This window comes from Isoptericola jiangsuensis (genome assembly GCF_048320105.1).
In the GTDB taxonomy this organism is placed as follows: Bacteria; Actinomycetota; Actinomycetes; order Actinomycetales; family Cellulomonadaceae; genus Isoptericola; species Isoptericola jiangsuensis_A.
Genome location: NZ_CP182942.1, coordinates 2970596 through 2996541, shown reverse-complemented (window position 1 = coordinate 2996541; position 25946 = coordinate 2970596). Strand labels below are relative to the sequence as shown.

Annotated in this window: 27 protein-coding genes; 7 read left to right on the top strand and 20 right to left on the bottom strand. The window is 72.6% G+C overall.

The window, feature by feature from the left end; translation table 11 throughout:
* Positions 1–158 precede the first annotated feature (158 nt).
* Both ACNHYB_RS13790 and ACNHYB_RS13785 read left to right on the top strand, forming a co-directional pair.
* Complete coding sequence (locus ACNHYB_RS13790; protein ID WP_418275915.1) at positions 159–1274, top strand: ABC transporter ATP-binding protein; 1116 nt, start codon at positions 159–161, stop codon at positions 1272–1274.
* A 160-nt stretch (positions 1275–1434) separates the two neighbouring features.
* Positions 1435–2766 carry a DUF4032 domain-containing protein gene (locus ACNHYB_RS13785; RefSeq protein WP_418275914.1) on the top strand — a complete coding sequence of 444 codons (1332 nt, stop codon included), beginning with the start codon at positions 1435–1437 and terminating at the stop codon, positions 2764–2766.
* 65 nt (positions 2767–2831) lie between these two features.
* Here ACNHYB_RS13785 and rlmB read toward each other — a convergent pair whose 3' ends face one another.
* From rlmB to ACNHYB_RS13770, 3 genes are read right to left on the bottom strand one after another with little or no spacing between them, the layout of a single operon-like run.
* Entirely contained in the window at positions 2832–3836 is a 1005-nt protein-coding gene (rlmB, locus tag ACNHYB_RS13780) for a 23S rRNA (guanosine(2251)-2'-O)-methyltransferase RlmB (RefSeq protein ID WP_418275913.1), read from the bottom strand.
* A 2-nt stretch (positions 3837–3838) separates the two neighbouring features.
* Positions 3839–5269 carry a cysteine--tRNA ligase gene (cysS, locus tag ACNHYB_RS13775; RefSeq protein ID WP_418275912.1) on the bottom strand — a complete coding sequence of 477 codons (1431 nt, stop codon included), beginning with the start codon at positions 5267–5269 and terminating at the stop codon, positions 3839–3841.
* A 51-nt stretch (positions 5270–5320) separates the two neighbouring features.
* On the bottom strand, positions 5321–6517 hold the full coding sequence (locus ACNHYB_RS13770; RefSeq protein WP_418275911.1) for an alanine racemase: 1197 nt from the start codon (positions 6515–6517) through the stop codon (positions 5321–5323).
* 44 nt (positions 6518–6561) lie between these two features.
* On the opposite strand from ACNHYB_RS13770, the gene ACNHYB_RS13765 reads away from it, so the two are divergent.
* Positions 6562–7932 (top strand): D-arabinono-1,4-lactone oxidase, encoded by a 1371-nt coding sequence (locus tag ACNHYB_RS13765; RefSeq protein WP_418275910.1) that lies wholly within the window; start codon positions 6562–6564, stop codon positions 7930–7932.
* A 45-nt stretch (positions 7933–7977) separates the two neighbouring features.
* Here the strand turns inward: ACNHYB_RS13765 and ispF are convergent, their stop codons facing one another.
* From ispF to ACNHYB_RS13745, 4 genes are all read right to left on the bottom strand, one after another.
* Positions 7978–8496 (bottom strand): 2-C-methyl-D-erythritol 2,4-cyclodiphosphate synthase, encoded by a 519-nt coding sequence (gene ispF / locus ACNHYB_RS13760; protein ID WP_418275909.1) that lies wholly within the window; start codon positions 8494–8496, stop codon positions 7978–7980.
* On the bottom strand, positions 8493–8666 hold the full coding sequence (locus ACNHYB_RS13755; RefSeq protein ID WP_418275908.1) for a hypothetical protein: 174 nt from the start codon (positions 8664–8666) through the stop codon (positions 8493–8495). Before ACNHYB_RS13755 ends, ispF begins: the two co-directional genes overlap by 4 nt.
* A gap of 40 nt (positions 8667–8706) precedes the next feature.
* Positions 8707–9498, bottom strand: coding sequence for a 2-C-methyl-D-erythritol 4-phosphate cytidylyltransferase (gene ispD / locus ACNHYB_RS13750; RefSeq protein ID WP_418275907.1), 792 nt, complete (start codon positions 9496–9498; stop codon positions 8707–8709).
* Between the two features lie 212 nt (positions 9499–9710).
* On the bottom strand, positions 9711–10193 hold the full coding sequence (locus ACNHYB_RS13745) for a CarD family transcriptional regulator (RefSeq protein WP_068203829.1): 483 nt from the start codon (positions 10191–10193) through the stop codon (positions 9711–9713).
* 280 nt (positions 10194–10473) lie between these two features.
* Between ACNHYB_RS13745 and ACNHYB_RS13740 the strand changes: the two genes are divergently transcribed.
* Positions 10474–10944, top strand: a complete 471-nt coding sequence (locus ACNHYB_RS13740; protein WP_418275906.1) for a hypothetical protein — start codon at positions 10474–10476, stop codon at positions 10942–10944.
* 113 nt (positions 10945–11057) lie between these two features.
* Here the strand turns inward: ACNHYB_RS13740 and pstB are convergent, their stop codons facing one another.
* The 6 genes from pstB to ACNHYB_RS13710 form a co-directional block, all read right to left on the bottom strand.
* On the bottom strand, positions 11058–11837 hold the full coding sequence (gene pstB, locus ACNHYB_RS13735) for a phosphate ABC transporter ATP-binding protein PstB (RefSeq protein WP_418275905.1): 780 nt from the start codon (positions 11835–11837) through the stop codon (positions 11058–11060).
* A 43-nt stretch (positions 11838–11880) separates the two neighbouring features.
* Positions 11881–12843, bottom strand: coding sequence for a phosphate ABC transporter permease PstA (gene pstA, locus ACNHYB_RS13730; protein ID WP_418275904.1), 963 nt, complete (start codon positions 12841–12843; stop codon positions 11881–11883).
* The gene (gene pstC, locus ACNHYB_RS13725; RefSeq protein WP_418275903.1) at positions 12843–13829 is read right to left on the bottom strand and encodes a phosphate ABC transporter permease subunit PstC; all 987 of its coding nucleotides are present in this window, start codon (positions 13827–13829) and stop codon (positions 12843–12845) included. The genes pstA and pstC overlap by 1 nt, the downstream gene beginning before the upstream one ends.
* Positions 13830–13957: 128 nt before the next feature.
* Positions 13958–15088 (bottom strand): extracellular solute-binding protein, encoded by a 1131-nt coding sequence (locus ACNHYB_RS13720; protein ID WP_418275902.1) that lies wholly within the window; start codon positions 15086–15088, stop codon positions 13958–13960.
* Positions 15089–15250: 162 nt separating this feature from the next.
* A complete protein-coding gene (locus ACNHYB_RS13715; protein WP_418275901.1) occupies positions 15251–15964 on the bottom strand; it encodes a response regulator transcription factor in 714 nt (237 codons plus the stop codon).
* Positions 15961–17247: a sensor histidine kinase gene (locus ACNHYB_RS13710; RefSeq protein ID WP_418275900.1), complete on the bottom strand. Its 1287-nt coding sequence runs from the start codon at positions 17245–17247 to the stop codon at positions 15961–15963. Before ACNHYB_RS13710 ends, ACNHYB_RS13715 begins: the two co-directional genes overlap by 4 nt.
* 158 nt (positions 17248–17405) lie before the next feature.
* Here ACNHYB_RS13710 and phoU point away from each other — a divergent pair, with 158 nt between their 5' ends.
* Positions 17406–18083: a phosphate signaling complex protein PhoU gene (gene phoU, locus ACNHYB_RS13705; protein WP_418275899.1), complete on the top strand. Its 678-nt coding sequence runs from the start codon at positions 17406–17408 to the stop codon at positions 18081–18083.
* A gap of 121 nt (positions 18084–18204) precedes the next feature.
* Here phoU and ACNHYB_RS13700 read toward each other — a convergent pair whose 3' ends face one another.
* From ACNHYB_RS13700 to lysS, 7 genes are all read right to left on the bottom strand, one after another.
* Positions 18205–18945, bottom strand: coding sequence for a phosphoglyceromutase (locus ACNHYB_RS13700; RefSeq protein ID WP_418275898.1), 741 nt, complete (start codon positions 18943–18945; stop codon positions 18205–18207).
* Between the two features lie 74 nt (positions 18946–19019).
* Positions 19020–19454 (bottom strand): nitroreductase family deazaflavin-dependent oxidoreductase, encoded by a 435-nt coding sequence (locus ACNHYB_RS13695; protein ID WP_418275897.1) that lies wholly within the window; start codon positions 19452–19454, stop codon positions 19020–19022.
* A 99-nt stretch (positions 19455–19553) separates the two neighbouring features.
* Positions 19554–20804 carry a D-inositol-3-phosphate glycosyltransferase gene (mshA, locus tag ACNHYB_RS13690; RefSeq protein ID WP_418278062.1) on the bottom strand — a complete coding sequence of 417 codons (1251 nt, stop codon included), beginning with the start codon at positions 20802–20804 and terminating at the stop codon, positions 19554–19556.
* A gap of 38 nt (positions 20805–20842) precedes the next feature.
* Complete coding sequence (locus tag ACNHYB_RS13685; protein ID WP_418275896.1) at positions 20843–21901, bottom strand: lactonase family protein; 1059 nt, start codon at positions 21899–21901, stop codon at positions 20843–20845.
* Positions 21902–21988: 87 nt separating this feature from the next.
* Positions 21989–22321, bottom strand: coding sequence for a histone-like nucleoid-structuring protein Lsr2 (locus ACNHYB_RS13680; protein ID WP_418275895.1), 333 nt, complete (start codon positions 22319–22321; stop codon positions 21989–21991).
* Positions 22322–22410: 89 nt separating this feature from the next.
* Positions 22411–22581 carry a hypothetical protein gene (locus tag ACNHYB_RS13675; RefSeq protein ID WP_418275894.1) on the bottom strand — a complete coding sequence of 57 codons (171 nt, stop codon included), beginning with the start codon at positions 22579–22581 and terminating at the stop codon, positions 22411–22413.
* 10 nt (positions 22582–22591) lie between these two features.
* The gene (gene lysS, locus ACNHYB_RS13670) at positions 22592–24106 is read right to left on the bottom strand and encodes a lysine--tRNA ligase (protein ID WP_418275893.1); all 1515 of its coding nucleotides are present in this window, start codon (positions 24104–24106) and stop codon (positions 22592–22594) included.
* 253 nt (positions 24107–24359) lie between these two features.
* On the opposite strand from lysS, the gene nadC reads away from it, so the two are divergent.
* Positions 24360–25307: a carboxylating nicotinate-nucleotide diphosphorylase gene (gene nadC, locus ACNHYB_RS13665; protein ID WP_418275892.1), complete on the top strand. Its 948-nt coding sequence runs from the start codon at positions 24360–24362 to the stop codon at positions 25305–25307.
* Between the two features lie 58 nt (positions 25308–25365).
* The gene (locus ACNHYB_RS13660; protein ID WP_418275891.1) at positions 25366–25881 is read left to right on the top strand and encodes a histidine kinase; all 516 of its coding nucleotides are present in this window, start codon (positions 25366–25368) and stop codon (positions 25879–25881) included.
* The last annotated feature ends 65 nt before the right edge of the window (positions 25882–25946 follow it).

The following is a 25946-nucleotide window of genomic DNA, read 5'->3' as shown; positions in this document are numbered from 1 at the left end:
TACTATCGACCAGCGCCGTGCACCGGGACGAACCGGGGCGGGCGCACCCAACAGAACGCGGACAACAGAATGTGTCGCCGCTGACACGCCAGTCGTGAAGCTGCACACCCGACCACAACGGATCGTCCGGCACGTACCTGCCGGTGGAGGGAAACATCATGGCATCGGTTACTTTCGACCACGCGACGCGCGTCTACCCGGGCACGGAGCGCCCGGCCGTGGACCAGCTCAACCTGCAGGTCGAGGACGGCGAGTTCCTCGTCCTCGTCGGCCCCTCGGGCTGCGGCAAGTCCACCTCGCTGCGCATGCTCGCCGGCCTGGAGGACGTCAACGGCGGCAGCATCTACATCGGCGACCGCGACGTCACGGACGTCCAGCCGAAGGACCGCGACATCGCGATGGTCTTCCAGAACTACGCGCTGTACCCGCACATGTCCGTCGCGGACAACATGGGCTTCGCGCTGAAGATCGCCGGCACGCCGAAGGCGGAGATCCGCCAGCGCGTCGAGGAGGCCGCGAAGATCCTCGACCTCACCGCCTACCTCGACCGCAAGCCGAAGGCCCTCTCCGGTGGCCAGCGCCAGCGTGTCGCCATGGGCCGCGCGATCGTGCGCCAGCCGCAGGTGTTCCTCATGGACGAGCCGCTGTCGAACCTCGACGCCAAGCTCCGCGTCCAGACCCGTACGCAGATCGCCTCGCTCCAGCGCCGTCTCGGTGTCACCACCGTGTACGTCACGCACGACCAGACCGAGGCCCTCACCATGGGTGACCGCATCGCGGTCCTCAAGGACGGTCTGCTCCAGCAGGTCGGCACCCCGCGCGAGATGTACGACACCCCGGCGAACACCTTCGTCGCGGGCTTCATCGGCTCCCCGGCCATGAACCTCGGCACGTTCGACGTCCGCGACGGCCGTGCCGTCGTCGGTCACGGCGGCGTCCCGCTCGAGCGCGAGGTCGTCGGCCAGCTCACGGACGCCGACGGCGGTCGCATCACGGTCGGCTTCCGTCCCGAGGCGCTCGACGTCGTCCCCGCCGGCACGGCCGAGGCCCTGCAGGTCGAGGTCAACCTCGTCGAGGAGCTCGGCTCCGACGCGTTCGTCTACGGCTCGCTCAAGACGGACGGCGCCACCGGCGACCTCCACTCGGGCTCGTCCGACCAGGTCATCGTGCGGATCAACCCGCGCGACGTCCCGATGAAGGGTGACACGGTCCACGTCACCATCAAGCCCGGCCAGGCGCACGTCTTCTCGGCCGCCACGGGCAACCGCCTCTGAGCATCACGCCACCGGAACGACGGGGCGGGTCCGGCTTCGGCCGGGCCCGCCCCGTCGGCGTCTAGGCTGGCACCACCCTTTCGTCGTGGGCACAAGACCGGCCCGGCGCCCGTGCGTCGTCGATCCCGTGCCCACAGCACCGACAGCTCAGGAGACGTGCGTGGAGCAGCTGCAGATCACCTCGGCGACGCCGGACTCGGCGCTCCTCGACCTGCCGTGGCGCCAACCGCTCGCCCAGTGGCCGGCCGACGTCCTCGCCGCCCTCCCCCGCGGCATCTCCCGGCACGTCGTGCGCTTCGTCCGCCTCGACGGCCGGGTGCTCGCCATCAAGGAGATCAGCGAGGCGATCGCGTTCCGCGAGTACGCGATGCTGCGCCAGCTCCGCAAGCTGGACATCCCGTCGGTGAAGCCGATCGGTGTCGTCACCGGGCGCCGGGCCGACGACGGCAGGCCGCTGGAGGCGGCGCTCGTCACCGAGCACCTCGCCTTCTCCCTGCCGTACCGCTCGGTCTACAGCCAGTGGCTGCGCGACGAGACCGCCAACCGGCTCATCGACGCCCTGGCCGTGCTGCTCGTGCGCCTCCACCTCGTCGGGTTCTTCTGGGGCGACGTGTCGCTGTCGAACACGCTGTTCCGGCGTGACGCCGAGCAGTTCGCCGCCTACCTCGTCGACGCCGAGACCGGCGCCCTGCACCGCGAGCTCACGCGCGGCCAGCGCGAGTACGACGTCGACCTGGCCCGCACCAACATCATCGGCGAGCTCATGGACCTGGCGGCCGGCGAGCTGCTCGACGCCGAGATCGACGAGATCTCCGTCGGCAACTCCCTCGTGGAGCGGTACGGCGAGCTGTGGGAGGCGCTCACCGGCGTCGAGGCGTTCCACGCCGACGAGCGCTGGCGCGTCGCGGCACGCATCGAGCGGCTCAACGAGCTCGGCTTCGACGTCGGCGAGCTGTCCATCACCACCGACATCGACGGCACCACCGTGCAGATCCAGCCGCAGGTGGTCGACGCCGGGCACCACTCGCGGCGCCTTTCGCGGCTGACGGGCCTCGACGTCCAGGACAACCAGGCCCGCCGCCTGCTCAACGACCTCGACTCGTTCCAGGCCGCCACGGACCGGCAGGAGGACGACGAGCAGATCGTCGCCCAGGACTGGGTGCAGAACGTGTTCCAGCCGACCGTCCGCGCCGTGCCGCGCGAGCTGCGGCGCAAGCTGGAGCCGGCGCAGCTGTACCACGAGATCCTCGACCACCGGTGGTACATCTCCGAGCAGGCCCAGCGGGACGTGCCCCTGCCGGAGACCGTCGCCTCCTACGTCGAGAACGTGCTCCAGCACCGGCCCGACGAGAAGGCGATCCTGGGCCTCGCCCCCGGGGACGAGCCTGCCGAGGGGCCCGAGTCGGACTACTTCCACTACGCGGCGGCCGACCCCGACGACGAGGACGAGGACGACGAGGTGCCCGAGCCCTTCCCCGGCACCGCGCGGTAGCACGCCACCTCGCCGGCTACCGCGGCGGGTGGGTGCTACCTCGCCGGGTGCGTGCTACCTCGGCGTCAGGACTCGGCAGCCGGCGCCGCGGCAGCGCGCGTCTGGGCGATCTCGTAGAGCGTGATCCCCGCGGCGACACCGGCGTTCAGCGACTCGACGTCCGAGGAGATCGGGATGGACGCGACGGCGTCGCACGTCTCGCGCACGAGCCGCGACAGCCCCTTGCCCTCGGAGCCGACGACGATCACCAGCGGGTCGCCCGCGAACGCCAGGTCACGGACCGTCGCGTCCCCGCCCGCGTCGAGACCGACGACGAACACGCCGGACTTCTTCAGCTCGGTCAGGGTGCGGGCCAGGTTCGTCACCTTCGCCACGGGCACGCGGGCGGCCGCACCGGCGGACACCTTCCACGCCGACGCCGTCAACGACGCCGAGCGGCGCGACGGCACGATCACGCCGTGCGCACCGAACGCCCCGGCGGAGCGCAGCACGGCCCCCAGGTTGCGAGGGTCCGTGACGGAGTCGAGCGCCACGACGAGCGGCGGCACGCCAGCGTCGGCCGCGGCGTCGAGGAGGTCGTCCACCTCGGCGTACTCGTACGGCGGCACCTCCATCGCGACGCCCTGGTGCACCGCGCCCTCGGTGAGCTGGTCGAGCGCCCCGCGCGAGGACTCCAGCAGCCGGGCGCCCCGGATCGAGGCGAGCTCGAGGATCTCGCGGGTGCGGTCGTCGTGGTCGATGCGCTCGGCCATGTGCACGGCGGTCACCGGCACCTCGGCACGCAGCGCCTCGACGACGGCGTTTCGTCCCGCCACGACCTCGGCGCCCCCGGTCGCCTTGCGGGTGCCCCGTGCCACGCCCTTGCGGGCGTCGGTCGCGTCGCGGCCCGCCGCACGCTTCTCGGCGGCGACCTTCTTCTTGTACGCCGGGTGGTAGGTGCGGTCCTCGGCCTTCGGCGTCGGGCCCTTGCCCTGCAGCGCCTTGCGGCTGTGCCCGCCCGTGCCGACCTGCGCGCCCTTCTTGCTGCCGGCGGTGCGCTTGGCGCCACGTCGCTGCGAGTTGCCTGCCATGGTCAGTCCCCCTTCGAGTCGGCCAGCGCCCAGCGGGCGCCGTCCGGTGAGTCCTGCACGACGACGCCGGCGGCGGCCAGGCGGTCGCGGATCGCGTCGCTCGCGGCCCAGTCCTTCGCCGCCCGGGCGGCCGCCCGGGCGTCGAGCTCGGCGCGGACGACGGCGTCCAGCGCGTCGGCGACGCGCGTGTCGGTCGTGGTGGTCCAGTGCGGGTCGCCCGGGTCGAGCCCGAGCACGTCGAGCATCCCGCGCAGCACGACGAGCGCGCTGCGCGCCGCCGTGTCGTCGCCGGCCGCGAGGGCGGAGTTCCCGGCGCGCAGCGTCTCGTGCAGGACGGCGAGCGCGGCGGGGACGTTGAGGTCGTCGTCCATCGCCGCGACGAACGCGGCCGGGAGCTCGGCGCCGGCGACCTCGCTGCGGTCGACGACGCCGACCCGCTCGGAGGCCCGGGACACGAACCCGCTCAGCCGGTCCCACGTGGCGCTGGCCTCGGCGAGCGTCTCCGGGCCCCACTCCAGCATGGAGCGGTACTGCACGGCGGCGAGCGCGTAGCGCACCACGACGGCCGGCGTCTGGTCGAGGAGCTCGTCCATGAGCAGCCCGTTGCCGAGCGACTTGCTCATCTTGACGCCCTGCTGCGTCACCCAGGCGGAGTGCATCCACCGGTCGGCGAACCCGTAGCCGGCGGCGCGCGACTGCGCCTGCTCGTTCTCGTGGTGCGGGAAGCGCAGGTCGAGCCCGCCGCCGTGGATGTCGAACGCCTCGCCCAGGTAGCGGTGCGCCATCGCGGAGCACTCCAGGTGCCAGCCCGGCCGGCCGCGGCCGAACGGCGTCTCCCAGGCGGCCGTGGCGGGCTCGCCGGGGCGCGGCGCCTTCCACAGCGCGAAGTCGTGCGGGTCTCGCTTGACCGAACCGGCGCCGTCGTCCCCGGGCTCGGGGTTGAGGTCCTCGAGCCGCTGACGGGTGAGCGCGCCGTACTGCGGCCAGGACCGGACGTCGAACCACACGTTGCCGCCGCCGGTGGAGTAGGCGTGGCCCCGCTCGACGAGGCGCTCCATGAGCTCGATCATCTGCGGCATGTTCTGGGTGGCGCGCGGCTCGTACGTCGCGGGCAGCACCCCGAGCGCGTCGTAGGCGGCGGTGAAGGCCCGCTCGTAGATGGCGGCGTGCGCCCACCAGGGACGACCGGCGTCGGCGGCCTTGGCGAGGATCTTGTCGTCGACGTCGGTGATGTTGCGGATCAGCGTGACGTCGACGCCCTGGCGCGTGAGCCAGCGGCGCAGCACGTCGAACGCGACGGCGGGCCGCAGGTGCCCCACGTGGGGTGCCGACTGGACGGTCGCGCCGCACAGGTAGATGCCGACCTTGCCGGGTTCCCGAGGGACGAGCTCGCGCACGGAGCGCGTGGCGGTGTCGTAGAGATGCAAGGTCACCGGTCAAGGGTACCGGCCGAACGCCCGGCGGAACCCGCCGTGACCGGCGTCTCAGCCGAAGCAGCGCCCCTCGCCGCGGTACGTCGGCACCGTCTCGACGATCTGCTCGCCACGGACCAGGTGGACGACGTCGAACCGTTCCATGAGCTCGCCGGCCTTGGCGTGCCGGAACCACACCCGGTCGCCGATCCGCAGGGGGCGTGCGCGACGGCCCCGGCGCAGCACCGTCTGCACCTCGCCGGCCGCCTCGCGGCGCGTGAGCGACCACCCGGGGGCCACCACCCGGGGCAGCCGCGACGGACCGGCCGGGCCGGAGGCGACGTACCCGCCGCCGAACACCGTCGCCCAGCCCTGCCCGGGCAGCCGCACGACGTCGAGCCCGAAGAACGCCGCCGGGCGGGGCGTGAACGACCGGTAGCGGTCGAAGGTGCCGGGCACGTACAGGCCCGACCCGGCCGTCACCTCGGTGACGTCGGCGCCTGCCGCGGACACCTCGAGCGAGCCCGTGCCCCCGGCGTTGACCAGCTCGAGCGGGCGCCCGACGGCGGTGGTCACCGCCGCGACCACCGCACGGCGTCGCCGTTCGACGTCGGGCACGGACAGCGACTTGACCACCCGGACGGCGGGGGTGTCGGGCAGGCCCGCGATCTGCGCCTCGTAGAACATCAGCCCGCGCACGCGCAGCCCCGGGCTGCGGTCGACGAGCGCGGCGAGGTCGGCGACCTGCGCGGGGGTGCGCAGCGGCGAGCGCCGGGTGCCCAGGTGGGCCGTCAGCGGTCCGACGCCGACGCGCAGGGAGGCGTCCACGTCGAGGCAGACGGCGACGTCGGCGGGCGCGGACGTCGCCTCCGCACCGGCGGCCTGGGTCAGGGCGGCGCGCACCAGCTCGACCTGCGCGAGGTCGTCGACCATGAGCGTGATCTCCCGGCGTGCCGCCGGGTCGGCCGCGAGCCGTGCCAGTGCGGACCGGTCGACGCTCGGGTAGCCGACGAGCACGTCGCGCACGCCCTGCCCGACGAGCCAGAGGGCCTCGACGAGCGAGTAGGCCATCACACCGGCGAACCCGGCGTCGAGCGCCCGCTCGATGAGCGACCGCACCCGCACGGACTTGGCGGCGACCCGTACCGGTCTGCCGGCTGCCCGGCGCAGCAGGTCCGCGGCGTTGGTGTCGAAGGCGTCGAGATCGACGACGGCGACAGGACCCGGCAGCCCGGCCGCCGCCCGGGTGAGCCGGTCCGTGCTCGTCATGTCGGCACGGTACACCGGGTCCGGTCCGTGGCAGAGTGTGCGCTGTGAACTTCACCACCTGGGGCGGGACCCACTCCGCGGCCCCTGCGCGGCGGGCCGAGCCGGCGGACGAGGCCGAGCTCTGCGAGATCGTCGCCCGGGCCGCCGCGGAGGGCCTGCGGGTGCGGGCCGTCGGCGCGGGCCACTCCTTCACCGACGCCGCGGTCACGGACGGCGTGCTGTTGTCGCTGGACCACCTCAGCGGCATCGAGTCGGTGGAGCGGCTCGACGACGGCGGTGCCCTCGTGACCGTCGGCGCGGGCACCCGGCTGCACGACCTGAACCGGCTCCTGGCGATCTGGGGGCTGGCCATGCGCAACCTCGGAGACATCGACCGCCAGTCGGTCGCCGGGGCGATCTCGACCGGCACGCACGGCACCGGCGCGCGGCTCGGCGGCCTGGCCACGCAGGTGCGCGCCCTGCGGGTGGTGCGCGCCGACGGCTCCGTCGTCGCGGTGTCCGGCGCCGAGGCCCCGGGGACGGCCGGACGCGACCTGTTCGAGGTGGCACGGCTCGGTCTGGGCTCGGTGGGGATCCTCTCGGCCGTCACCCTGGAGGTGGTGCCCTCCTACCTGCTGCGGTCGGTGGAGACGGTGCGGCCCTGGGACGAGGTCGTGGACGGCTTCGACGAGCTCTTCGACGCCCACCACCGCACGGACGCCTACTGGTTCCCCGGCACGGACCGGATGCTCACGTGGACGCACGACCTGGTCGACGACGACGCGAGCGCCCGCTACCGGGCCTCGCGGCGGGGCGTGGCCGGCCTGGTCCGGCGTGGCGCCGGCGCCGCCCGGTCGTTCGTCGACGAGGAGGTCCTCGCCAACGGGGCCCTCGGCGCCGTCATGCAGGTGGCGACCCGGGCGCCGCGCGCGGTCCCCCGGCTGAACCGGCTCTGCGCGTCGGTGCTGAGCGACCGCACGCACGTCGCGCCGTCGGACGCCGTGATGGTGACCCGCCGTCGCGTGCGGTTCGTGGAGATGGAGTACGCGCTGCCGCGCGCCGCGCTGCGGGACGTGCTCGGCGAGCTCGCGGCCTGGCTGCGGTCCACCGGGGAGCCGGTGGCGTTCCCCGTGGAGGTGCGCTGCGCGGCGGCCGACGACGTCTGGCTGTCGACCGCTCGCGGTCGGGACAGCGCGTACGTCGCCGTGCACCAGTACCACCGGATGCCGTACCGGGACTACTTCGACGCCGCCGAGCAGATCTTCGTCGCCGCGGGCGGACGACCGCACTGGGGCAAGCTGCACTCCCGCACCGCGGCCGACCTCGCCGAGCACTACCCGCTCCAGGACGTCGCCCGGGTGCGGGCCGCGGCAGACCCGACGGGCGTGTTCACCAACGACTACGTCGACCGCGTTCTCGGTACCCCGCAGGCCTGACCGGTCGCAGCCTCGCGGCGGGTTCGCGCCGGCGGCGCGGCGGACTCAGGCCGGCGGCGGCGCGGGGACGACGAGCGCGGTGGCGATCGCGGCGACACCCTCGCCGCGGCCCGTCAGACCCAGGCCGTCCGACGTCGTCGCACTGAGCGACACGGGCGCTCCGGCGGCCTGCGACAGCACGGCCTCCGCCTCGGCGCGCCGCGGCCCCACCTTGGGCCGGTTCCCCACCACCTGCACCGCGACGTTGCCGATGACAAAGCCTGCCTCGCGCACCCGCCGCGCCGCCTCCGCCAGGAGGGTCGTCCCGGCCGCACCCGCCCACTGCGGCTCGCTCGTGCCGAAGTGGGTGCCGAGGTCGCCGATCCCGGCCGCGGAGAACAGGGCGTCGGCGGCGGCGTGCGCCGCGACGTCGGCGTCGGAGTGGCCAGCCAGCCCGTGCTCCCCCGGCCAGTGCAGGCCACCGAGCCACAGCTCGCGCTCCGAGCCCGCGGGGGCGAAGGCGTGCACGTCGACACCGAGGCCGGTGCGGGGCAGACCCGGCACCGAGGGAACAGGTCCGGTCATCGGGCGCCGCGTCGCACGGACAGGGGGAGCACGACCAGACCGGACGCGCAGAGCAGCGCCCACCACTCCCCCGTGAGCACGCCCACGGCGAGCCCGGAACCGAGGAGGAACGCCGAGAACGACACGGCGATCCAGGTCGTCACGGTGCGTTCCACGGGCTCGGCCTGCATGCCCGTCACGCTAGCAGCCGCCCGGCGTGCTCGCGTCCGCTCACCGGTCCCGCGTGGCCGCGTGCCCGGCCCGCCAGCGGGCGAGGTGCAGGTCCTCGGCGGTGGTGATCTTGGCGGCGCTCACCTCGCCGGGAACCACGTGCACGGGCAGGCCGAGGTCCTCGACCAGGCCTGCGTCGTCGGTCGCCGCGAGGTGCTCGCTGCCGGCGCGGTGCACGGATTCGGCGTGCGCCCGCTGCAGCACCCCGCGGTCGAACGCCTGCGGCGTCTGCACCGCCCGCAGGACGTCACGGTCGACGGTGGCGGTCACCCGTTCCGCACCGACGCCGTCGGCGCCCGGCTCCACGCGCTTGATGGTGTCCACCACGGGCAGTCCCGGCACGACGGCGACGTGCCCGGACCGCACGGCCGCGACGACGCGGCGCACGAGGTCGGGGGACGCGGCGGGGCGGGCGGCGTCGTGCACCACGACCACGTCGACGCCCGCGGCACCGCCGGCACCTGCGTCGGAGTCCGTGCCCGAGTCGGTGCCGGCGGCTCGGCCGAGGCCCGCACGCAGCCCCGCCTCGACGGACTCCTGGCGCGTCCCGCCGCCGACGACGGCACGCACCGGGCGGTCGACACCCGGGTCGTCGCGCAGCAGGAGGTCGACGTGGTCGACGAGGCCGGCGGGGCAGGTCACGACGATCTCGTCGACGACGCCCGACGCGCACAGGTTGCGGGCGGCGTGCACCACCAGGGGAAGCCCGTCGACCTCCACGAGGGCCTTGGGGACGTCGAGCCCGAGGCGTGTCCCGGATCCGGCGGCGGTCAGGACGGCGAGAGTCGGCACGGCGACACCCTAGCCCCGACCCCGGCGGCACGGCTCACGAGGTGCGCCGCCGACGTCCGACCCCCACGTCCGACCCCCACGTCCGACGCTCATGTCCGCCGCTCATGTCCGCCGCCGGCATCTGCCTTCGACACGACGAAGGGTGACCGTCCCTGCGGACGGTCACCCTTCGGAGTCGTGCTGTGGACGGCCGTACGTGGACGACCGTGCCGTCAGGAGGCGAGCACCTCGTCGATGATCGCGCCCGCCCGCTCCTCGTCGACGCCCTCGGCCAGTGCGACCTCGGACTCCAGGATCTGACGAGCCTTGGCGAGCATGCGCTTCTCGCCGGCGCTCAGCCCGCGGTCGGCGTCACGGCGCGACAGGTCGCGCACGACCTCGCCGACCTTGATGACGTCGCCGGACGCGAGCTTCTCCAGGTTGGCCTTGTAGCGACGCGACCAGTTGGTCGGTTCCTCCGTGTACGGGGCACGCAGGACGTCGAAGACCCTGTCGAGGCCTTCCTGGTCGACCACGTCGCGCACTCCGACGAGGTCGACGTTCTCGGCCGGGACCTCGATGGTCAGGTCGCCCTGGGCGACCTTGAGCTTGAGGTACATCTTCTCTTCGCCACGGATCTTGCGCGTCTTGACCTCTTCGATCAGCGCGGCGCCGTGGTGCGGGTAGACAACCGTCTCGCCTACTGTGAACGTCATCTGTAGATGTCCCCTTTCCCAGTGACCGAGTCTAACACGGTAGGCTGCGCCCTCCCTGTGCCCGGACGCCGCGACCGACCGGCCCGCAAGGGCATCCCCCCAGGTCAGAGACTTGCGGAAGGTCGTGTAGGTAACGAACGACAGACCGCACTAGGATGGTCCGGGGCGCTCCTGCGCCTCCAGACAAGTGACACAACTGTGTGCACGGACCTGTGAGCACCGCGCACGGCACCGGCGCACCGCCCCAGCCCAGCGCACAGCTCCAGCCGAAGGAGAGCACGTGGCCCGCTCCGCCCGTCCTGCCCGCCCCCTCGCCGTCGTCGGCGTCGTCGCCGCGAGCGCACTGCTGCTCGGCGCGTGCGCCCCCGTCACGACCGAGCTGGGATACGCGCCGTCGGACGGCACCCGGGTGGACTTCGAGGACTCCAGCTCGCGCGGCCTCAACCTCATGGTCGTCAGCGCCGAGGAGGGCGGCTCCGGCCGCGTCCTGGGCGCCCTGTCGAACGCCTCCGGTGACGACGTCGAGTTCGTCCTCAGCACCGAGGGCGCGGCACCCGTCAGCGTCAGCGTGCCGGCCAACGACACCGTCTACCTCGGCACCGCGGACGGCGAGGAGGTCGTGCTCGACACCGTGGCCACGATCCCGGGCGGCTTCCTCGACGCCACGCTCACCGCCGGGGACCTCAGCTCCGACTTCGCGTTGCCGGTGATGGACGCCGCCAACCCCGAGTACGCGTCCTCCGCCTCCTGACGCGGAGCCAGAGCCTCAGCGAACCACCGGCGGCGTCCAGGACGTCGCACGACGAAGGCTCCTTCCCGCTGGGTCAGCGGGAAGGAGCCTTCGTCGTGCCGGGTGGAGCCGGCTCAGCCGAAGCGACCGGAGACGTAGTCCTCGGTCGACTTCTCGGACGGCGAGGAGAAGATCGTCGCCGTGTCGTCCATCTCGATGAGCTTGCCCGGCTTGCCCGTGCCGGCGATGTTGAAGAACGCCGTCCGGTCGCTGACGCGCGCCGCCTGCTGCATGTTGTGGGTGACGATGACGATCGTGTAGGAGCTCTTCAGCTCCCCGATGAGGTCCTCGATGGCGATCGTCGAGATCGGGTCCAGGGCCGAGCAGGGCTCGTCCATCAGCAGCACCTGGGGCTTGACCGCGATCGCCCGGGCGATGCACAGACGCTGCTGCTGACCGCCGGACAACCCGGAGCCCGGCTTCTCCAGCCGGTCCTTGACCTCGTTCCACAGGTTCGCGCCGCGCAGCGACGACTCGACCAGGTCCTCGGCGTCCGCCTTGGAGATGCGGCGGTTGTTGAGCTTCACGCCGGCCAGCACGTTGTCCTTGATGGACATCGTGGGGAACGGGTTCGGCCGCTGGAAGACCATGCCCACGTTGCGCCGCACGGCCACCGGGTCGACGTCCGAGCCGTACAGGTCGACGCCCTCGAGCTCGACCCTGCCCTCGACGCGGGCGCCGGGGATGACCTCGTGCATTCGGTTCAGGGTGCGCAGGAACGTCGACTTGCCGCAGCCGGACGGGCCGATGAAGGCCGTCACGGACTGGGGCTCGACCGTCATGGTGACGTCCTGCACGGCGAGGAAGTCGCCGTAGTAGATGTTCAGGTCCTTCACGTCGATGCGCTGTGCCATCGTCTGTTCCTTCTTTCGTGCTGCGGGTCGGCGGGCGTGCGCGTCAGCGCAGCTTCGGGGCGAACCAGCGGTTCACCAGACGGCCGACGAGGTTGAGGGCGAGGACGATCACGATGAGCACGAGGGCGGCGGCCCAGGCGTTCTGGATCGCGATGTCCGGCACGCACGTGGCGGACGCACCCGCGGGGCAGGGAGCCTGTCCCTGGCTGTACTGCCGGTAGGCGAACACCGGCAGGGTCATCATGCGACCCTCGAACGGGTTCATGTTGATCGAGTCGGTGACACCCACCGCGACGAGCAGCGGCGCGGTCTCCCCGATGACGCGGGCGACCGCGAGCAGCACGCCCGTGGTCAGGCCGGCCACCGAGGTCCGCAGGACGACCTTGATGACCGTCAGCCACTTCGGGACGCCGAGCGCGTACGCGGCCTCCCGCAGCTCGTTCGGGACGAGCTTGAGCATCTCCTCGCAGGAGCGCACCACCACGGGGATCATCAGCACCGAGAGCGCCACCGCGCCGATGAACCCGAAGCGCGCGCCCGGGCCCACGACGAGGGTGAACAGCGCCACGGCGAACAGACCCGCCACGATCGAGGGGATGCCGGTCATGACGTCGACGAAGAACGTCACGGACCGCGCCAGCCACCCCTTGCCGTACTCGACGAGGTAGATCGCGGTGAGGATGCCGATCGGCACGGAGATCACGGCCGCGAGCCCGGTGATGATCAGGGTGCCCATGATGGCGTGGTAGATGCCGCCGTTCGGGTCGCCGCCGAACACGTTGCGCATCGACAGCGTCAGGAAGTCCATGCTGATGCGGCCGATGCCGTTGGACGTGACGGTCCACAGCAGCGAGACGAGCGGGACCATCGCCAGGGCGAACGCGCCCCAGATCAGGGTCGTCATGGTGACGTCGACACGCTTGCGGCGGGTGTCGACGACGCTCAGCAGCGCGCGCACCCTCTCCGTGCTCTCCGCGGTCGGCGGGTGGGGAGTCGTCGTGGTCATCAGTTGGCCCCCGAGAAGTCCTTGCGGCGCGCCACGATCGCGCGCGCCCCCATGTTGACGGCCAGCGTGATGACGAACAGCACGAGGCCCGTGGCGATCAGCGTGTTCACCGCGAGACCGCTCGCCTCCGGGAAGTCGAGGGCGATGTACGCGGCGATCGTCTGCTGCTGCGCGCTCTCCAGGATGTGGAACGAGTACAGGTAGCCGGGCGACAGGATCATCAGCACCGCCATCGTCTCGCCCAGGGCGCGGCCGAGGCCGAGCATCGCCGCGGAGATCACGCCGGAGCGCCCGAACGGCAGCACCGCGGTCTTGATGAGCTCCCAGCGCGTCGCACCGAGGGCCAGGGCGGCCTCCTCGTGCAGCTTGGGCGTCTGCAGGAAGACCTCGCGGGACACCGCGGTGATGATCGGCAGGATCATCACCGCCAGCACGATCCCCACCGTGGCGAGCACGCGGGCGGTCGGCGAGGGCGTCCCGGCGAACAGGGGGAACCAGCCCAGGTACTCGTTGAGCCAGCCCCAGACCGGGGCGACCAGCGGCGCGAGCACGAAGATCCCCCAGAGCCCGTAGATCACGGACGGCACCGCGGCCAGCAGGTCGACGAGGTAGCCGAGGAACTGCGCGATCCGGCGGGGCGCGTAGTGGGAGATGAACAGCGCCACGCCCATGGCGAGCGGCGTCGCCACCGCGAGCGCCAGGATCGCGGCGAGCAGGGTGCCGAAGACCAGGGGGCCGACGTACGCGACGAGGGAGGTGTCCTCGGGGTAGCGCGGCACCGCGGCGGCGAGCTCGTCGGACCCTGCGGTGATCGCGGGCCACGCCTGCCACAGCAGGAAGAGCGCGACGGCGGCCAGGACACCCAGGATCAGGATGCCCGACCCGACGGCGATCCAGCGGAAGGCGCGGTTGAAGCCTCGGTCGGACGACCGGCGTCGACGGACCGCACGGGAGCCCACCCGGGGTGGACTGTCGGTGATGCTCACTCAAGTACCTCGTTCATGCTCGGGCGTGGCTCGTCCCTGGTGGTGGTCCGACGCCGGTGCGGCGGCCGGGCGGAGACGCTGCGGTGAGCGCCCCGCCCGGCCGTCGCGCCGTCGTCGGGTGCGGGTCGTCAGCCCGCGGCGATCGCGTCGATGCCCGGCTGCACGGCGTCGCGGATCGAGGCGGACAGCGGAGCGGAACCCGCGGCGTCCGCGGCGGCCTGCTGGCCCTCCTCGCTGGCGACGTAGGAGACGAAGCCCTTGACGAGCTCGGCGGTGGCCTCGTCGGCGTAGGTGCCGCAGGCCAGCGTGTAGGAGACGAGGACGACGGGGTAGGTGCCCGGGATGTCGCGCTCGAGCTCGATGGTGTAGACGTACTCGCCGGTGCCCTCGGTGCGCGGCGACTGGGCCACGACCTCGGCGGCGGCCTCGGCGGAGTACGGGACGAACTCGTCACCCACACCGACGGCCACGGTGCCCAGGTCGGCGACCTGCGAGGCGTCCGCGTAGGTGATGGTGCCCTCGCCGGCCTGCGCGGCGCCGACGACGCCGGAGGTGCCCTGCGCGGACTCCTGGCCGTCGACGGGCCAGACGCCCGACGGCTCGGCGGTCCACAGGTCCGGGGCGACCGTGTACAGGTACTCCTCGAAGTTCTCCGTGGTGCCCGACTCGTCCGAGCGGTGCACGACCGTGATCGGGGTGTCCGGGAGCTCGGCGTCGGGGTTGTCCGCCGCGATCGCCTCGTCGTTCCAGGTGCTGATCTCACCGAGGAACACGTTCGCGATCGTCTCGGGGGACATGTTCAGCGTCTCGACGCCCTCGAGGTTGAAGGCGATGGCGACCGGGCTCACGTAGCCGGGGAACTGGATGACGCCACCCTCGCCGCACTGGGCCTCGGCGGCAGCCATCTCCTCCTCGTCGAGCGCGGCGTCCGAGCCGGCGAAGACGAAGGAACCGTCACCGAAGCCGGTACGACCGCCACCGGAACCGACCGGGTCGTAGTTGACGGTGGCGTCGGGGTTCGCCTGCTGGAACCCGGCACGCCAGGCGTTCATCGCGGCCTCCTGCGAGGACGCACCGCCACCGGAGAGCTCGCCGGTCAGGCCGCCCTCCATGGATTCGCCGGAGTCCGTCCCGGCGGTCTCGCCAGCGTCGGCGGGCGCGGGGTCCGAGCCGCACGCTGCGAGGCTGAGGGCCAGCACGCCGACGGCGACGGCGGACCCGGCACGGGTGAATCGGCTGAGGTTCACGAGTCGTTCCATCCTGTTCACGGTGATGCCACCGGCGGTCGCCGGCGCTCGTCGGGAACGCTAAGGACCCCAGGTGGACCGGCGACCAGGAAAAGATGAACGACGCATGAACAGACGTGGGCAGATTGTCGCGACCGTTGCCCGAGGGCAATCAGCCGACGCCGTCGTGGGGCGTCAGGACTCCCCGTCGGCGAACTTGTAGCCCAGCCCGCGGACCGTCAGGAGCAGGGTCGGGGTGCCCGGGTCGGGCTCGATCTTGGAGCGGATGCGCTTGACGTGGACGTCCAGCGTCTTGGTGTCGCCCACGTAGTCCGCGCCCCACACGCGGTCGATGAGCTGGCCGCGGGTGAGGACCCGACCGGCGTTGCGCAGCAGCAGCTCCAGCAGGTCGAACTCCTTGAGCGGGAGCGACACGGCCTCGCCGTTCACGGCGACCGTGTGCCGCTCGACGTCCATCCGCACCACGCCGACCTCCAGCACGGAGTCGCCGTTGTCGTCGGCGGACGCGCCCGGGTGCTCCGCCGCGGCCCCGCGCCGCCGCATCACGGCACGCATGCGGGCGAGCAGCTCGCGGAACGAGTACGGCTTGGTGACGTAGTCGTCGGCGCCCAGCTCCAGGCCCACGACCTTGTCGATCTCCGAGTCCTTGGCGGTGAGCATGATGATCGGCACGTCGCCGCGCTGACGCAGCTCACGGCACACCTCCGTGCCGCTGAGCCCCGGCAGCATCAGGTCGAGCAGGACCAGGTCCGCACCGCCGTCGTCGTACCGGTCGAGCGCGTCGTTGCCGTTCGCCGTGGCGACGACCTCGAAGCCCTCACGGGTGAGCTGGTACGTCAGCGGGTCGCGGTAGGACTCCTCGTCCTCGACCACCAGGATGCGCGTCACGCGCCTACCTCCTTGTCGGACGGCGCACCGACGGCGCCGTGATCTTCGTCCCGCCCGCGTCGCGGTCGCGACATGGACGGGGAGTGCAGGTCGTCCGGCTCCTCGCCCGGTGCGGGCGTGTCCGACGAGTCGATGCCGAGCCCGTCGGCCGGCAGGTCGGCCGCCGGGATGCGCAGGGTGAAGGTCGAGCCCTTGCCGGGCTCGGACCACACCCGCACGTCCCCGCCGTGGTCGGCGGCGACGTGCTTGACGATGCTGAGACCGAGCCCGGTCCCTCCCGTGTCACGGGAGCGCGCCGGGTCGACACGGTAGAAGCGTTCGAAGACGCGGGCCTGCTCCTCCGTGGAGATCCCGATGCCCTGGTCGACGACGTCGATCTCGACGAGCCCGCCGCGCTCGTGCACGCCCACGCCCACGCGCGTGTTCTCCCCCGAGTAGGAGACCGCGTTGTCCAGGAGGTTGCGCACCGCCGTCACCAGGAGGTTGTGGTCCCCGAAGACGACGCTGTCGCGCGAACCACCGACCGTGATCGTGATGTTCTTGCCCTGCGCGGTCGTGCGGGCCCGGTCCACGGCCTCGTCGACGACGTCGCGCACCGGCACCGGGCGGATGGCCTGCAGGGCACCGGCCACCTGCAGGCGGGACAGCTCGATGATCTCCTGCACCAGCGCCGACAGGCGGGTCGCCTCCGCCTGCATGCGTCCGGTGAACCGGCGCACGGCGACCGGGTCGTCCGCCGCGTCCTGCACGGTCTCCGCCAGCAGCGCCAGCGCGCCGACCGGCGTCTTGAGCTCGTGGGAGACGTTGACGACGAAGTCGCGGCGGATCGCCTCGACGCGGCGCGCCTCGGTGCGGTCCTCGGCGAGCACCAGCAGCTTGTCCATGCCCAGGGGGGCGACCCGCACCTGCAGCATCACCGTGCCGGAGCCGATGGGCCCGCGCGGCACCTCGAGCTCCTGCTCGCGGATGACGCCGTCGCGGCGCACCTCGCGCACCAGCTCCTGGATGGGGACGTGCACGAGCGCGTCGTTGCGCACGATGCCGAGCGCGTAGGCCGGCGGGGAGGCACGCACCACCTCGTCGTCGTCGTCGACCACGACGGCGGCCGAGCGCAGCACCGACAGCACGCGCACCAGACCCTCGTCGAGCTCCGCCGCGGGGATGTCGCCGTCCCGCCGCTGCACCCGGTCCGAGAAGCGGAAGGCGAGCGCGGCCACGACGCCGACGACGACGCCGAGCACGCCGGCGACGACGGCGGTCGCACCCTGGATGATTCCCTCCACGGACCTCAGCCTAGGTCGCGCCGAGCACCACGCCGTGCCACTGTGGCAACTGCTCTCTGGCGCGTCGCCCACTGTTCACCTGCGCACCGCCCGGCGTTCACCTCGGTGTCCGGGGCGCCTGCGAGGCTGTCTCGGCCACATATTTCGAGAGGACACCCATGCGAGAGATCTTCGATGCCGAGCTCAAGCAGGTCGGCGACGGCCTGATCGAGATGAGCCGTCTCGTCGAGTCGGCGATCACGCGGGCCGGCGCAGCGCTGCTCGACGGCGAGCACCAGCTCGCCCAGGGCGTCATCGCGTCCGACCACGCCATCGACCGGCTGGAGAACGAGCTGGACGAGCGGTGCGTGCACCTGCTCGCCCAGCAGGCGCCCGTCGCCACCGACCTGCGGGTCATCATCTCGGCCCTGCGCATCAGCGCCACCCTCGAGCGGATGGGCGACCTCGCCCAGCACGTCGCCGAGGTGGCGCGTGGCCGCTACCCCGCGCTCGCGATCCCGGCGTCGGCCCGCCCGACGTTCGTCGCGATGAACGAGGCCGCAGGGCTCGTCGCGCGCCGCACCACCGAGCTGCTCGCCACCCGCGACGTCGCCCTGGCCGAGGAGATCCTGCAGGGGGACGACGCCATCGACCAGCTCCACCAGGACACCTTCGCCGCCACCCTGTCGCCCGACTGGACCGGGACGGCGCAGGAGACCGTCGACGTCACCCTGCTGGGTCGCTACTACGAGAGGTTCGGCGACCACGGCGTGTCCGTGGCACGCCGCATCACGTTCCTCGTCACCGGGGCGTTCGAGGCGGAGACGAGCCCGGCGTCGTCCCCCGCCGAGGTCTGACGCCCCGTCGTCGTCCCGGGACCCTCCATCGGCCCACCGCCCTCGACGACCCGGCCCCGCCGGGACGACGAAGGCGGTGGGCCGAAGGCATTCCGCCCTCGACCCACCGCCTCGGCAGGACCTACTTGCCCTGGTTCGCCACCGCTGCGATCGCTTCCTTCGCAGCCTCCGGGTCCAGGTAGGTGCCGCCCGGGTTGGTCGGCTTCAGGGTGTCCTCGTCCAGCTCGTAGAGCAGCGGGATCCCCGTGGGGATGTTCAGCCCGGCGATGGTCTCGTCGTCGATGTCGTCGAGGTGCTTGACGATCGCGCGCAGCGAGTTGCCGTGGGCGGCGACGAGCACCGTCTTGCCGGCCTGCAGGTCGGGCACGATCTCGGCGTCCCAGTACGGCAGAGCCCGGTCCAGGACCTGCTTGAGGGCCTCGGCGCGCGGGATCGGCTCGCCGGCGTAGCGCGGGTCGGCGTCCTGGGAGAACTCCGAGCCGAGCTCGATGTCCGGCGGCGGCACGTCGTAGGAGCGGCGCCAGAGCATGAACTGCTCCTCGCCGTACTGGTCACGGACCTGCTTCTTGTCCTTGCCCTGGAGGTCACCGTAGTGGCGCTCGTTGAGGCGCCAGGAGCGCTTCACGGGGATCCAGTGGCGGTCGGCGGAGTCGAGCGCGAGGTTCGCGGTCATGATGGCGCGGCGCAGCAGCGAGGTGTGCAGCACGTCGGGGCTGACGCCGGCGTCCTGGAGCAGGACGCCGCCGCGCTTGGCCTCGGCCGTGCCCTTCTCGGACAGCGGCACGTCGACCCAGCCGGTGAAGAGGTTCTTCGCGTTCCACTCGCTCTCGCCGTGGCGGAGCAGCACGAGGGTGTAGGTCATGGCTCCATCCTGCCTTGCCTGCGGCCCGCCGCGCACCCAGGGTCGGATGACGGGACGGCGACGTCCGGACGTCCTCAGGCGCGCTCGAGCACGAAGACCGGGATCTCGCGGTCGGTCTTCTTCTGGTACTCGGCGTAGTCGGGCCAGGCCGCGACGGACCGCTCCCACCACGTGGCCTTCTCCTCGCCGGTGACCTCGCGGGCGACGTAGTCGTGCTTGGCCGGGCCGTCCTGCAGCTCGACCTGCGGGTGCGCGACGAGGTTGTGGTACCAGACGGGGTGCTGCGGTGCGCCGCCCATCGAGGCGACGACGGCGTAGGCGCCGTCGTGCTCCACGCGCATCAGCGGGATCTTGCGCACCTTGCCGCTCCTCGCGCCTACGGTGGTGAGCACGACGACGGGCTTGCCCCGCATCGTGGTGCCACGGGTGCCGCCGGAGGACTCGTACTCCTCGACCTGGTCGGCGGCACGGGCGGACGGGCTGGGGACGTACTCTCCGGTGATCGGCATGCTCAGGGCAACGTCGCCGGCCGACGACGGCATTCCCGACCGTGCCGCCTCCAGGAGCCTCCTGCCTCGCGGCAGCCTGCGGCCTGGGGACGGAGCGGGCTACCTCGCGGTGCGGTGGGTCTTGGCCGCCTGGGCGTAGACGTCGAGCATCGCGGCGGCGGCACGGTCCCAGGAGAAGCGCTCGCCGGCCCGCCGCGCCCCCGCCGCCAGCCGGTCACGACGCCCGGGATCGGCGAGGAGACCACCCAGGACGCGCGCCCACGTCGCGGGCTCGTGATCCATGACGAGCACCCCGGAGACGTCGTCCACCACCACGGTCCGCAGTCCCCCGACCGCCGCGGCCACGACCGGCGTGCCGCACGCCTGCGCCTCGGCGGCCACCAGGCCGAACGACTCGTTGTGGGACGGCACCGCGACCAGGTCGGCGGCGCGGTACCAGTCGGCGAGCTCGGCCCGCGCCACCGGGGGCCGCACCACCAGGTCGTCCGCGACGCCCAGCGTGTGCGCGAGCGCCCGGAGCTCGCGGACCGCCGTCGGACGCCCGCTCGCTCCCCCGAGCACCACCAGCAGCGGGCGCTCGGCGCCGGAGCGCTCCAGCTCGCCGAGCGCACCCACGAGCACGTCGGGGCCCTTGAGGAGCTGGACCCGCCCCGCGAACAGCACGACCGGGCGGTCGGTGGGCAGTCCCAGTCGCTCGCGCAGCGCGGTCCGCGCCGCCGGCCCGGCTCCCCCGTCGGCCGGGGCGGCCGGGGCGAACACGTCCAGGTCGACACCCGGGGCGACGACGTGCACCGCGTCCGGGTCCGCCCCGCAGAACCGCACGAGGTCCTCGGCCTCCTCGCGCGTCGAGGCGACCAGGGCGTCGGACTCGGCGACCACCTGCTCCTCGCCGATGACGCGGCCCTGCGGCTCCGGCACGTCGCCCGGCGCGAGCGCCGCGTTCTTCACGCGCGCCATCGTGTGCATGGTGTGGACGAGGGGGACGTCCCAGCGGTCGGCCGCGAGCCACCCCACCTCGCCGGACAGCCAGTAGTGCGAGTGCACGACGTCGTACCACCCGGCAGGACGGTGGGCCTCGGCGCGCAGCACGCCGGCGGTGAAGGCGCACAGCTGGCCCGGCAGCTCGTTCTTGTCCAGCCCCTCGAACGGACCGGCCGGGACGTGGACGACACGCACCCCCGGTTCGGCGTCCACCACGCGCGGCTGCGCGGACGACGTCGCACGCGTGAAGATCTCGACCTCGGCACCGCGCCGCGCCAGCGCGCGGGACAGCTCCAGCACGTACACGTTCATGCCCCCGGCGTCCCCCGTGCCGGGCTGGTCCAGCGGCGAGGTGTGCACCGAGAGCATCGCGACCCGCGGTGCGCAACGCTCGCCGGAGGCGTCGGTCACGGTTCGACCAGCACGCACGACGGCGGCGTCGCCCAGGGTGCGCGGGCCACGACCTCACCGGTCCCGGCGGGCGACACCCGCACGCTGACCAGCTCGGACGTGCGCTGCAGCGCCACGACCAGCAGCTCGGTCCCGGCGTCGTCGGCCACCACCTCGTGGTGGCGGGGCCACCCGCCCGCACCGAGCGCGACGTCGGCGACGTGCTCGAGGCGCGGCAGGGCGCCGTCGTGCACGTCGTGCACCGCGAGGACGTCGGGGCCGCGCAGACCGACGTGGAGGCGACGTCCGTCGGCGCTCAGCGTCACGTGCCCGGGGAAGGCCTCGCCCTCGGCCGACGGCGACACGGGCACGCTGCCCGCATGCTCCCAGCCGTCCTCGGTGGGGACCAGCACGTGCAGGTGGGCGTCGAGCTCACCGGCGACCACGAGCGCGCCGCTCGGCAGGACCACGAGGTGGCGCGGGCCGGTGCCTGCCGGCAGCTGCGCGGCCGTCTCGCCCTGGTCGGAGGGCGACGGGTCCACCGGGTAGCGGCGCACGACGTCCGCCCCCAGGTCGGTGACCAGGACGTGGTCGCCGACGACGGTCGCCTGGTGGGCGTGCGGACCCTCCTGGCGGTCCGTGACGGGCCCGGAACCGGACCCCAGGTGCAGCGAGCGGTGCGCGGCCACGGGGACGCCGTCGGACGACGTCCCGTAGGCGGCGGCGACGCCGTCGCCGTAGTTCGTCACCCAGCAGGCCCGCTCGTCCAGCACGACGTGGCAGGGGCCGGCACCGCCGGAGTCGAGGGTCACCAGGTGGTCCAGCCCGCCGTCGTCGGCCAGGCGCCACGCCGTCAGCGAACCCTGCGTCGTCTCGGTGACGGCGCACAGCACCGGGGCGCTCGGGTGCCGGGCCAGGAACGCCGGGGAGCCGACCACGGCCACCTGCTCCGCGTGGTCCAGCGCTCCCGTCGCGACGTCGACGGTGACGCGCCAGACGCCCTCGCCGGTTCCGGGGTCACGACCGTCACCGGGGTAGGTGCCGATCCACAGGCGATGCGTGCTCGGGGACGTCATGCGACCAGGGTAGTTCTGACCCGGTCCGGACAGCACCACGCCCCGGCCGGGAATGATCCGACCGGGGCGCAGGCACGAGGAGATTCGTCAGTGAGCGGCCTCGTAGGCCTCCAGGACGCGTCCGGGGATGCGGCCTCGCTCGTTGACCTTGTGGCCGTTGTCGCGGGCCCACTCGCGAATCTTCTGGAGCTGCTCACGATCCGTCCGACCGCGGCGCGGACCTGCCGCACGCGGCGCGGCACGACCGCCCGACTTCCGGCCGTGACCGATCCACGTCGCGAGGGACTCGCGCAGCTCTGCCGCGTGCGCCGCCGTGAGGTCGATCTCGTATGCCACTCCGTCCAGGGCGAACGACACCGTCTCGTCGCCCTGCGTGCCGTCGATGTCGTCGATCAGCACGACCTGAGTCTTCTGAACCACACCGCCACCTTTCTGATGCCTCAATTGTTCCCGACGATTCGAGCATGCCCGTTCGTCGGTTCAATTGTCAACTCAGCGCGCGGCGAAATTCATTGGTCTGACGCTCCGGGAACCGTGGCGCGCACAGAATCTTCTTCACGCTCGAGCGCGGCACGCTCGTTACGGTCCGCGCGCATGATCTTCCGCATCGCGAACCAGAACAGCAGGCCGACCCCGACCGACGGGATCAGACCGGCGATGACGGCCCAGAATGTGTCCATCTTCAGGTCCTCAGTTCGACGGCTTGACGAGCGGGAACAGAATGGTCTCGCGAATCCCGGCACCGGTGATCGCCATGAGCAACCGGTCGATGCCCATACCCATACCACCGGCCGGGGGCATCGCGAACTCCATCGCGGTCAGGAAGTCCTCGTCGAGAAGCATCGCCTCGTCGTCGCCGCCCGCCGCCATGCGGGCCTGCTGCTCGAACCGCCGGCGCTGGACGACGGGGTCGACGAGCTCCGAGTACGCGGTGGCGAGCTCGAAGCCCCGGACGTACAGGTCCCACTTCTCGACCTGGCCCGCGACAGTGCGGTGGTCGCGGGTCAGGGGCGAGGTCTCGACCGGGAAGTCGCGCACGAAGGTCGGGGCGTGCAGGTGGTCGCCCACGTGGTGCTCCCACAGCGCCTCCACCAGCTTGCCGTGGCTGACCTTCTTCGGGTCGACCGAGAGGTCGGACTTCTCGGCCAGTCGACTCAGCGACTCGACCGAGGACTGCGGGGTGATCTCCTCGCCGATCGCCTCGGAGAGCGATCCGTACATCGTCAACGAAGCCCATTCACCACCGAGCTCGTACTCCTCGCCGTCGACGAGCGTCACGAGGGTCGTCCCCAGGACGTCCTGCGCCGCGGTCTGCACGAGATCCTGGGTGAGCGCCGCCATCGTGTCGTAGTCGCCGTACGATTCATACGCCTCGAGCATCGCAAACTCCGGGGAGTGCGACGAGTCCGCCCCCTCGTTGCGGAAGTTGCGGTTGATCTCGAAGACCCGTTCCACACCTCCGACGACCGCCTTCTTGAGGAAGATCTCCGGCGCGATGCGCAGGAAGAGGTCCATGTCGTAGGCATTCATGTGCGTCGCGAATGGCCGCGCCGAGGCGCCCGAGGCAATGGCCTGGAGCATCGGCGTCTCGACCTCGAGATAGTCGCGTCGGTGGAAGTTCTCACGCAGCGAACGCACCACTCCCGCGCGCAGGCGCACCATGTCGCGCGCGGCGGGCCTGGCGATGAGGTCGACGTAGCGCTGCCGGACCCGGGCCTCCTCGGACAGCTCCTTGTGCAGCACCGGCAGCGGTCGCAGCGCCTTCGCCGCCATCTGCCACGCGTCGGCGAACACGCTCAGCTCGCCGCGGCGGGACGAGCCCACGCGGCCGTGCACGAACAGGTGGTCACCGAGATCGACGTCACCCTTGAAGCTCGCCAGGGAGTCCTCCCCGACGGCGTTCAGGGAGAGCATCGCCTGCAGACGGTTGCCCTCGCCGTCCTGCAGCGCCACGAAGCAGAGCTTGCCCGTGTTGCGCAGGAACACCACGCGGCCGGCCAGGCCCACGACGTCGTCGGTCTCCTCACCGGCCTCCAGGTGCCCGTACGCCGCGCGGACCTGCGCGATCGTGTGGGTGACCGGGAGCTTCACGGGATACGCCTCACCCCCGTCGGCGATGATGCGATCACGCTTCTCGCGGCGGACCCTCAGCTGCTCGGGCAGGTCGTCGGGCGCGGCGGCGTCGAGGTTCTCAGGGGTGGTCACCCGTCGATTCTACGGTCGGCGCCAGGTGGCCCCGCCCCTCCCGCAGCACCTCCCCCGCTCCCCACCGCCACCTCCACCGTCCCTCTCACCGCGGTACCACCTTGCGAGAACCCGGGGGCGACGCGAGAGGGCGACACGAGAGGGCGACACGAGAGGGCGACACGAGAGGGCGACACGAGGGGGCGACACGAGGGGGCGACGCGAGGGGGACGGGGCGGACGGCGCGCGGGCGGCGGGCCAGTAGCGTGAGGGGGTGATCCCTGACGACCGTCCCGCCGCTGCGCTGCCCGTGCACCCCGTCGCCTCCACCGTCGAGCCGGGGCTGGACCCGGCGTGGGTGGCCCGCGCCGTCGAGGTCGCCCTCGACGAGGACCTCGGCACCGCTCCGGGCCGTGACGTCACCTCCCAGGCGACGATCCCGGCGTCGGCCACCGGCACCGCCGACCTCGTCGCCCGCGAGGCCGGCACGGTCGCCGGGCTCGTGCTGGTGCCCGAGACCCTGCGCCGCACGGCGGACCGGCTCGGCCTGCCCACGCCCGAGGTGACGTTCCACGCGCAGGACGGCGACGTCGTCGTCCCGGGCCAGGTGCTGGCGTCCCTGACGGGTCCGACGCAGGTGCTGCTCGTCGCGGAGCGCACGCTGCTGAACCTGGCCTCGCGCGCCTCGGGCGTCGCGACGGCGACGGCGGCGTTCGCCCGTGAGCTCGCCGGCACGGGGGCGCAGGTGCTCGACACGCGCAAGACGACGCCGGGCCTGCGCGCGCTCGACAAGTACGCGGTGCGCGCCGGGGGCGGGACGAACAAGCGGATGGGCCTGTTCGACGTCGCGATGGTCAAGGACAACCACGTGATCGCCGCAGGGGGTGTCGCGGCCGCGATCCTGGCGGTGCGCTCGACGTTCCCCGACGTCCTGGTGCAGGTGGAGGCCGACACCACCGACCAGGCGATGGAGGCGCTGGACGCGGGAGCGGACTTCCTGCTCCTGGACAACATGGCGACGCCGGTGCTCGCCGCGACGGTCGCGGCGGTGCGCGGGCGCCAGGGTCGCGGCGGCGTGCCGGAGCACGTGGAGCTGGAGGCGACCGGGAACCTCACGCTGGCACGGGCACGCGAGGTGGCGTCGACCGGCGTGGACTACCTCTCGGTGGGGGCGCTGACGCACTCCGCGCCGATCCTCGACCTGGCTCTCGACCTGCGCTGACACCACATCTGACGCCATACCTCTTGCAATGACACCATGATGGTGTCATGATGGCGTCATGGACCTCACGAGATACGTCGCCGAGCTGCAGCAGCAGCTCGCCACCGCAGCCGCCGCCGGCGGGGACGACGCCCGCGAGCTCGCCGGGCGCCTGACCGGCCCTCTCGACGCCGCCGCCCGGCTCGCCCTGCTCGGTGCGCTCTCCGACGCCGCCGGAGAGATCTCCGCCGAGCTCGCCCCCGGTTCCGTCGACGTCCGGCTGCGCCAGGGCTCCCCCGAGTTCGTCGTCACCACCGCGCCCGCCCCGGACCCGGACCTCGGCTCGAACCCGCCGCCGACCGAGGCGGCCCCCGCCCCGACCGAGGCCGAGGGCTCCACCACCCGCACGACGCTGCGACTGCCGGACCATCTCAAGACCCAGGTCGAGACCGCCGCCGCCCGCGACGGGGTCTCCGTCAACACCTGGCTCGTCCGAGCCGTGGCCCGCGCCCTCGAACAGGGCACCGGCCGACCGGCCGCACCGCCACGCCCCGACACCCGCGGCTCCGGCCGCGTCACCGGCTGGGTGCGCTGACCGCCCACCCACCCACCGGCGCACCGTCCGCGCGACACCCCCTGACACCCCTGACACCACCGAGA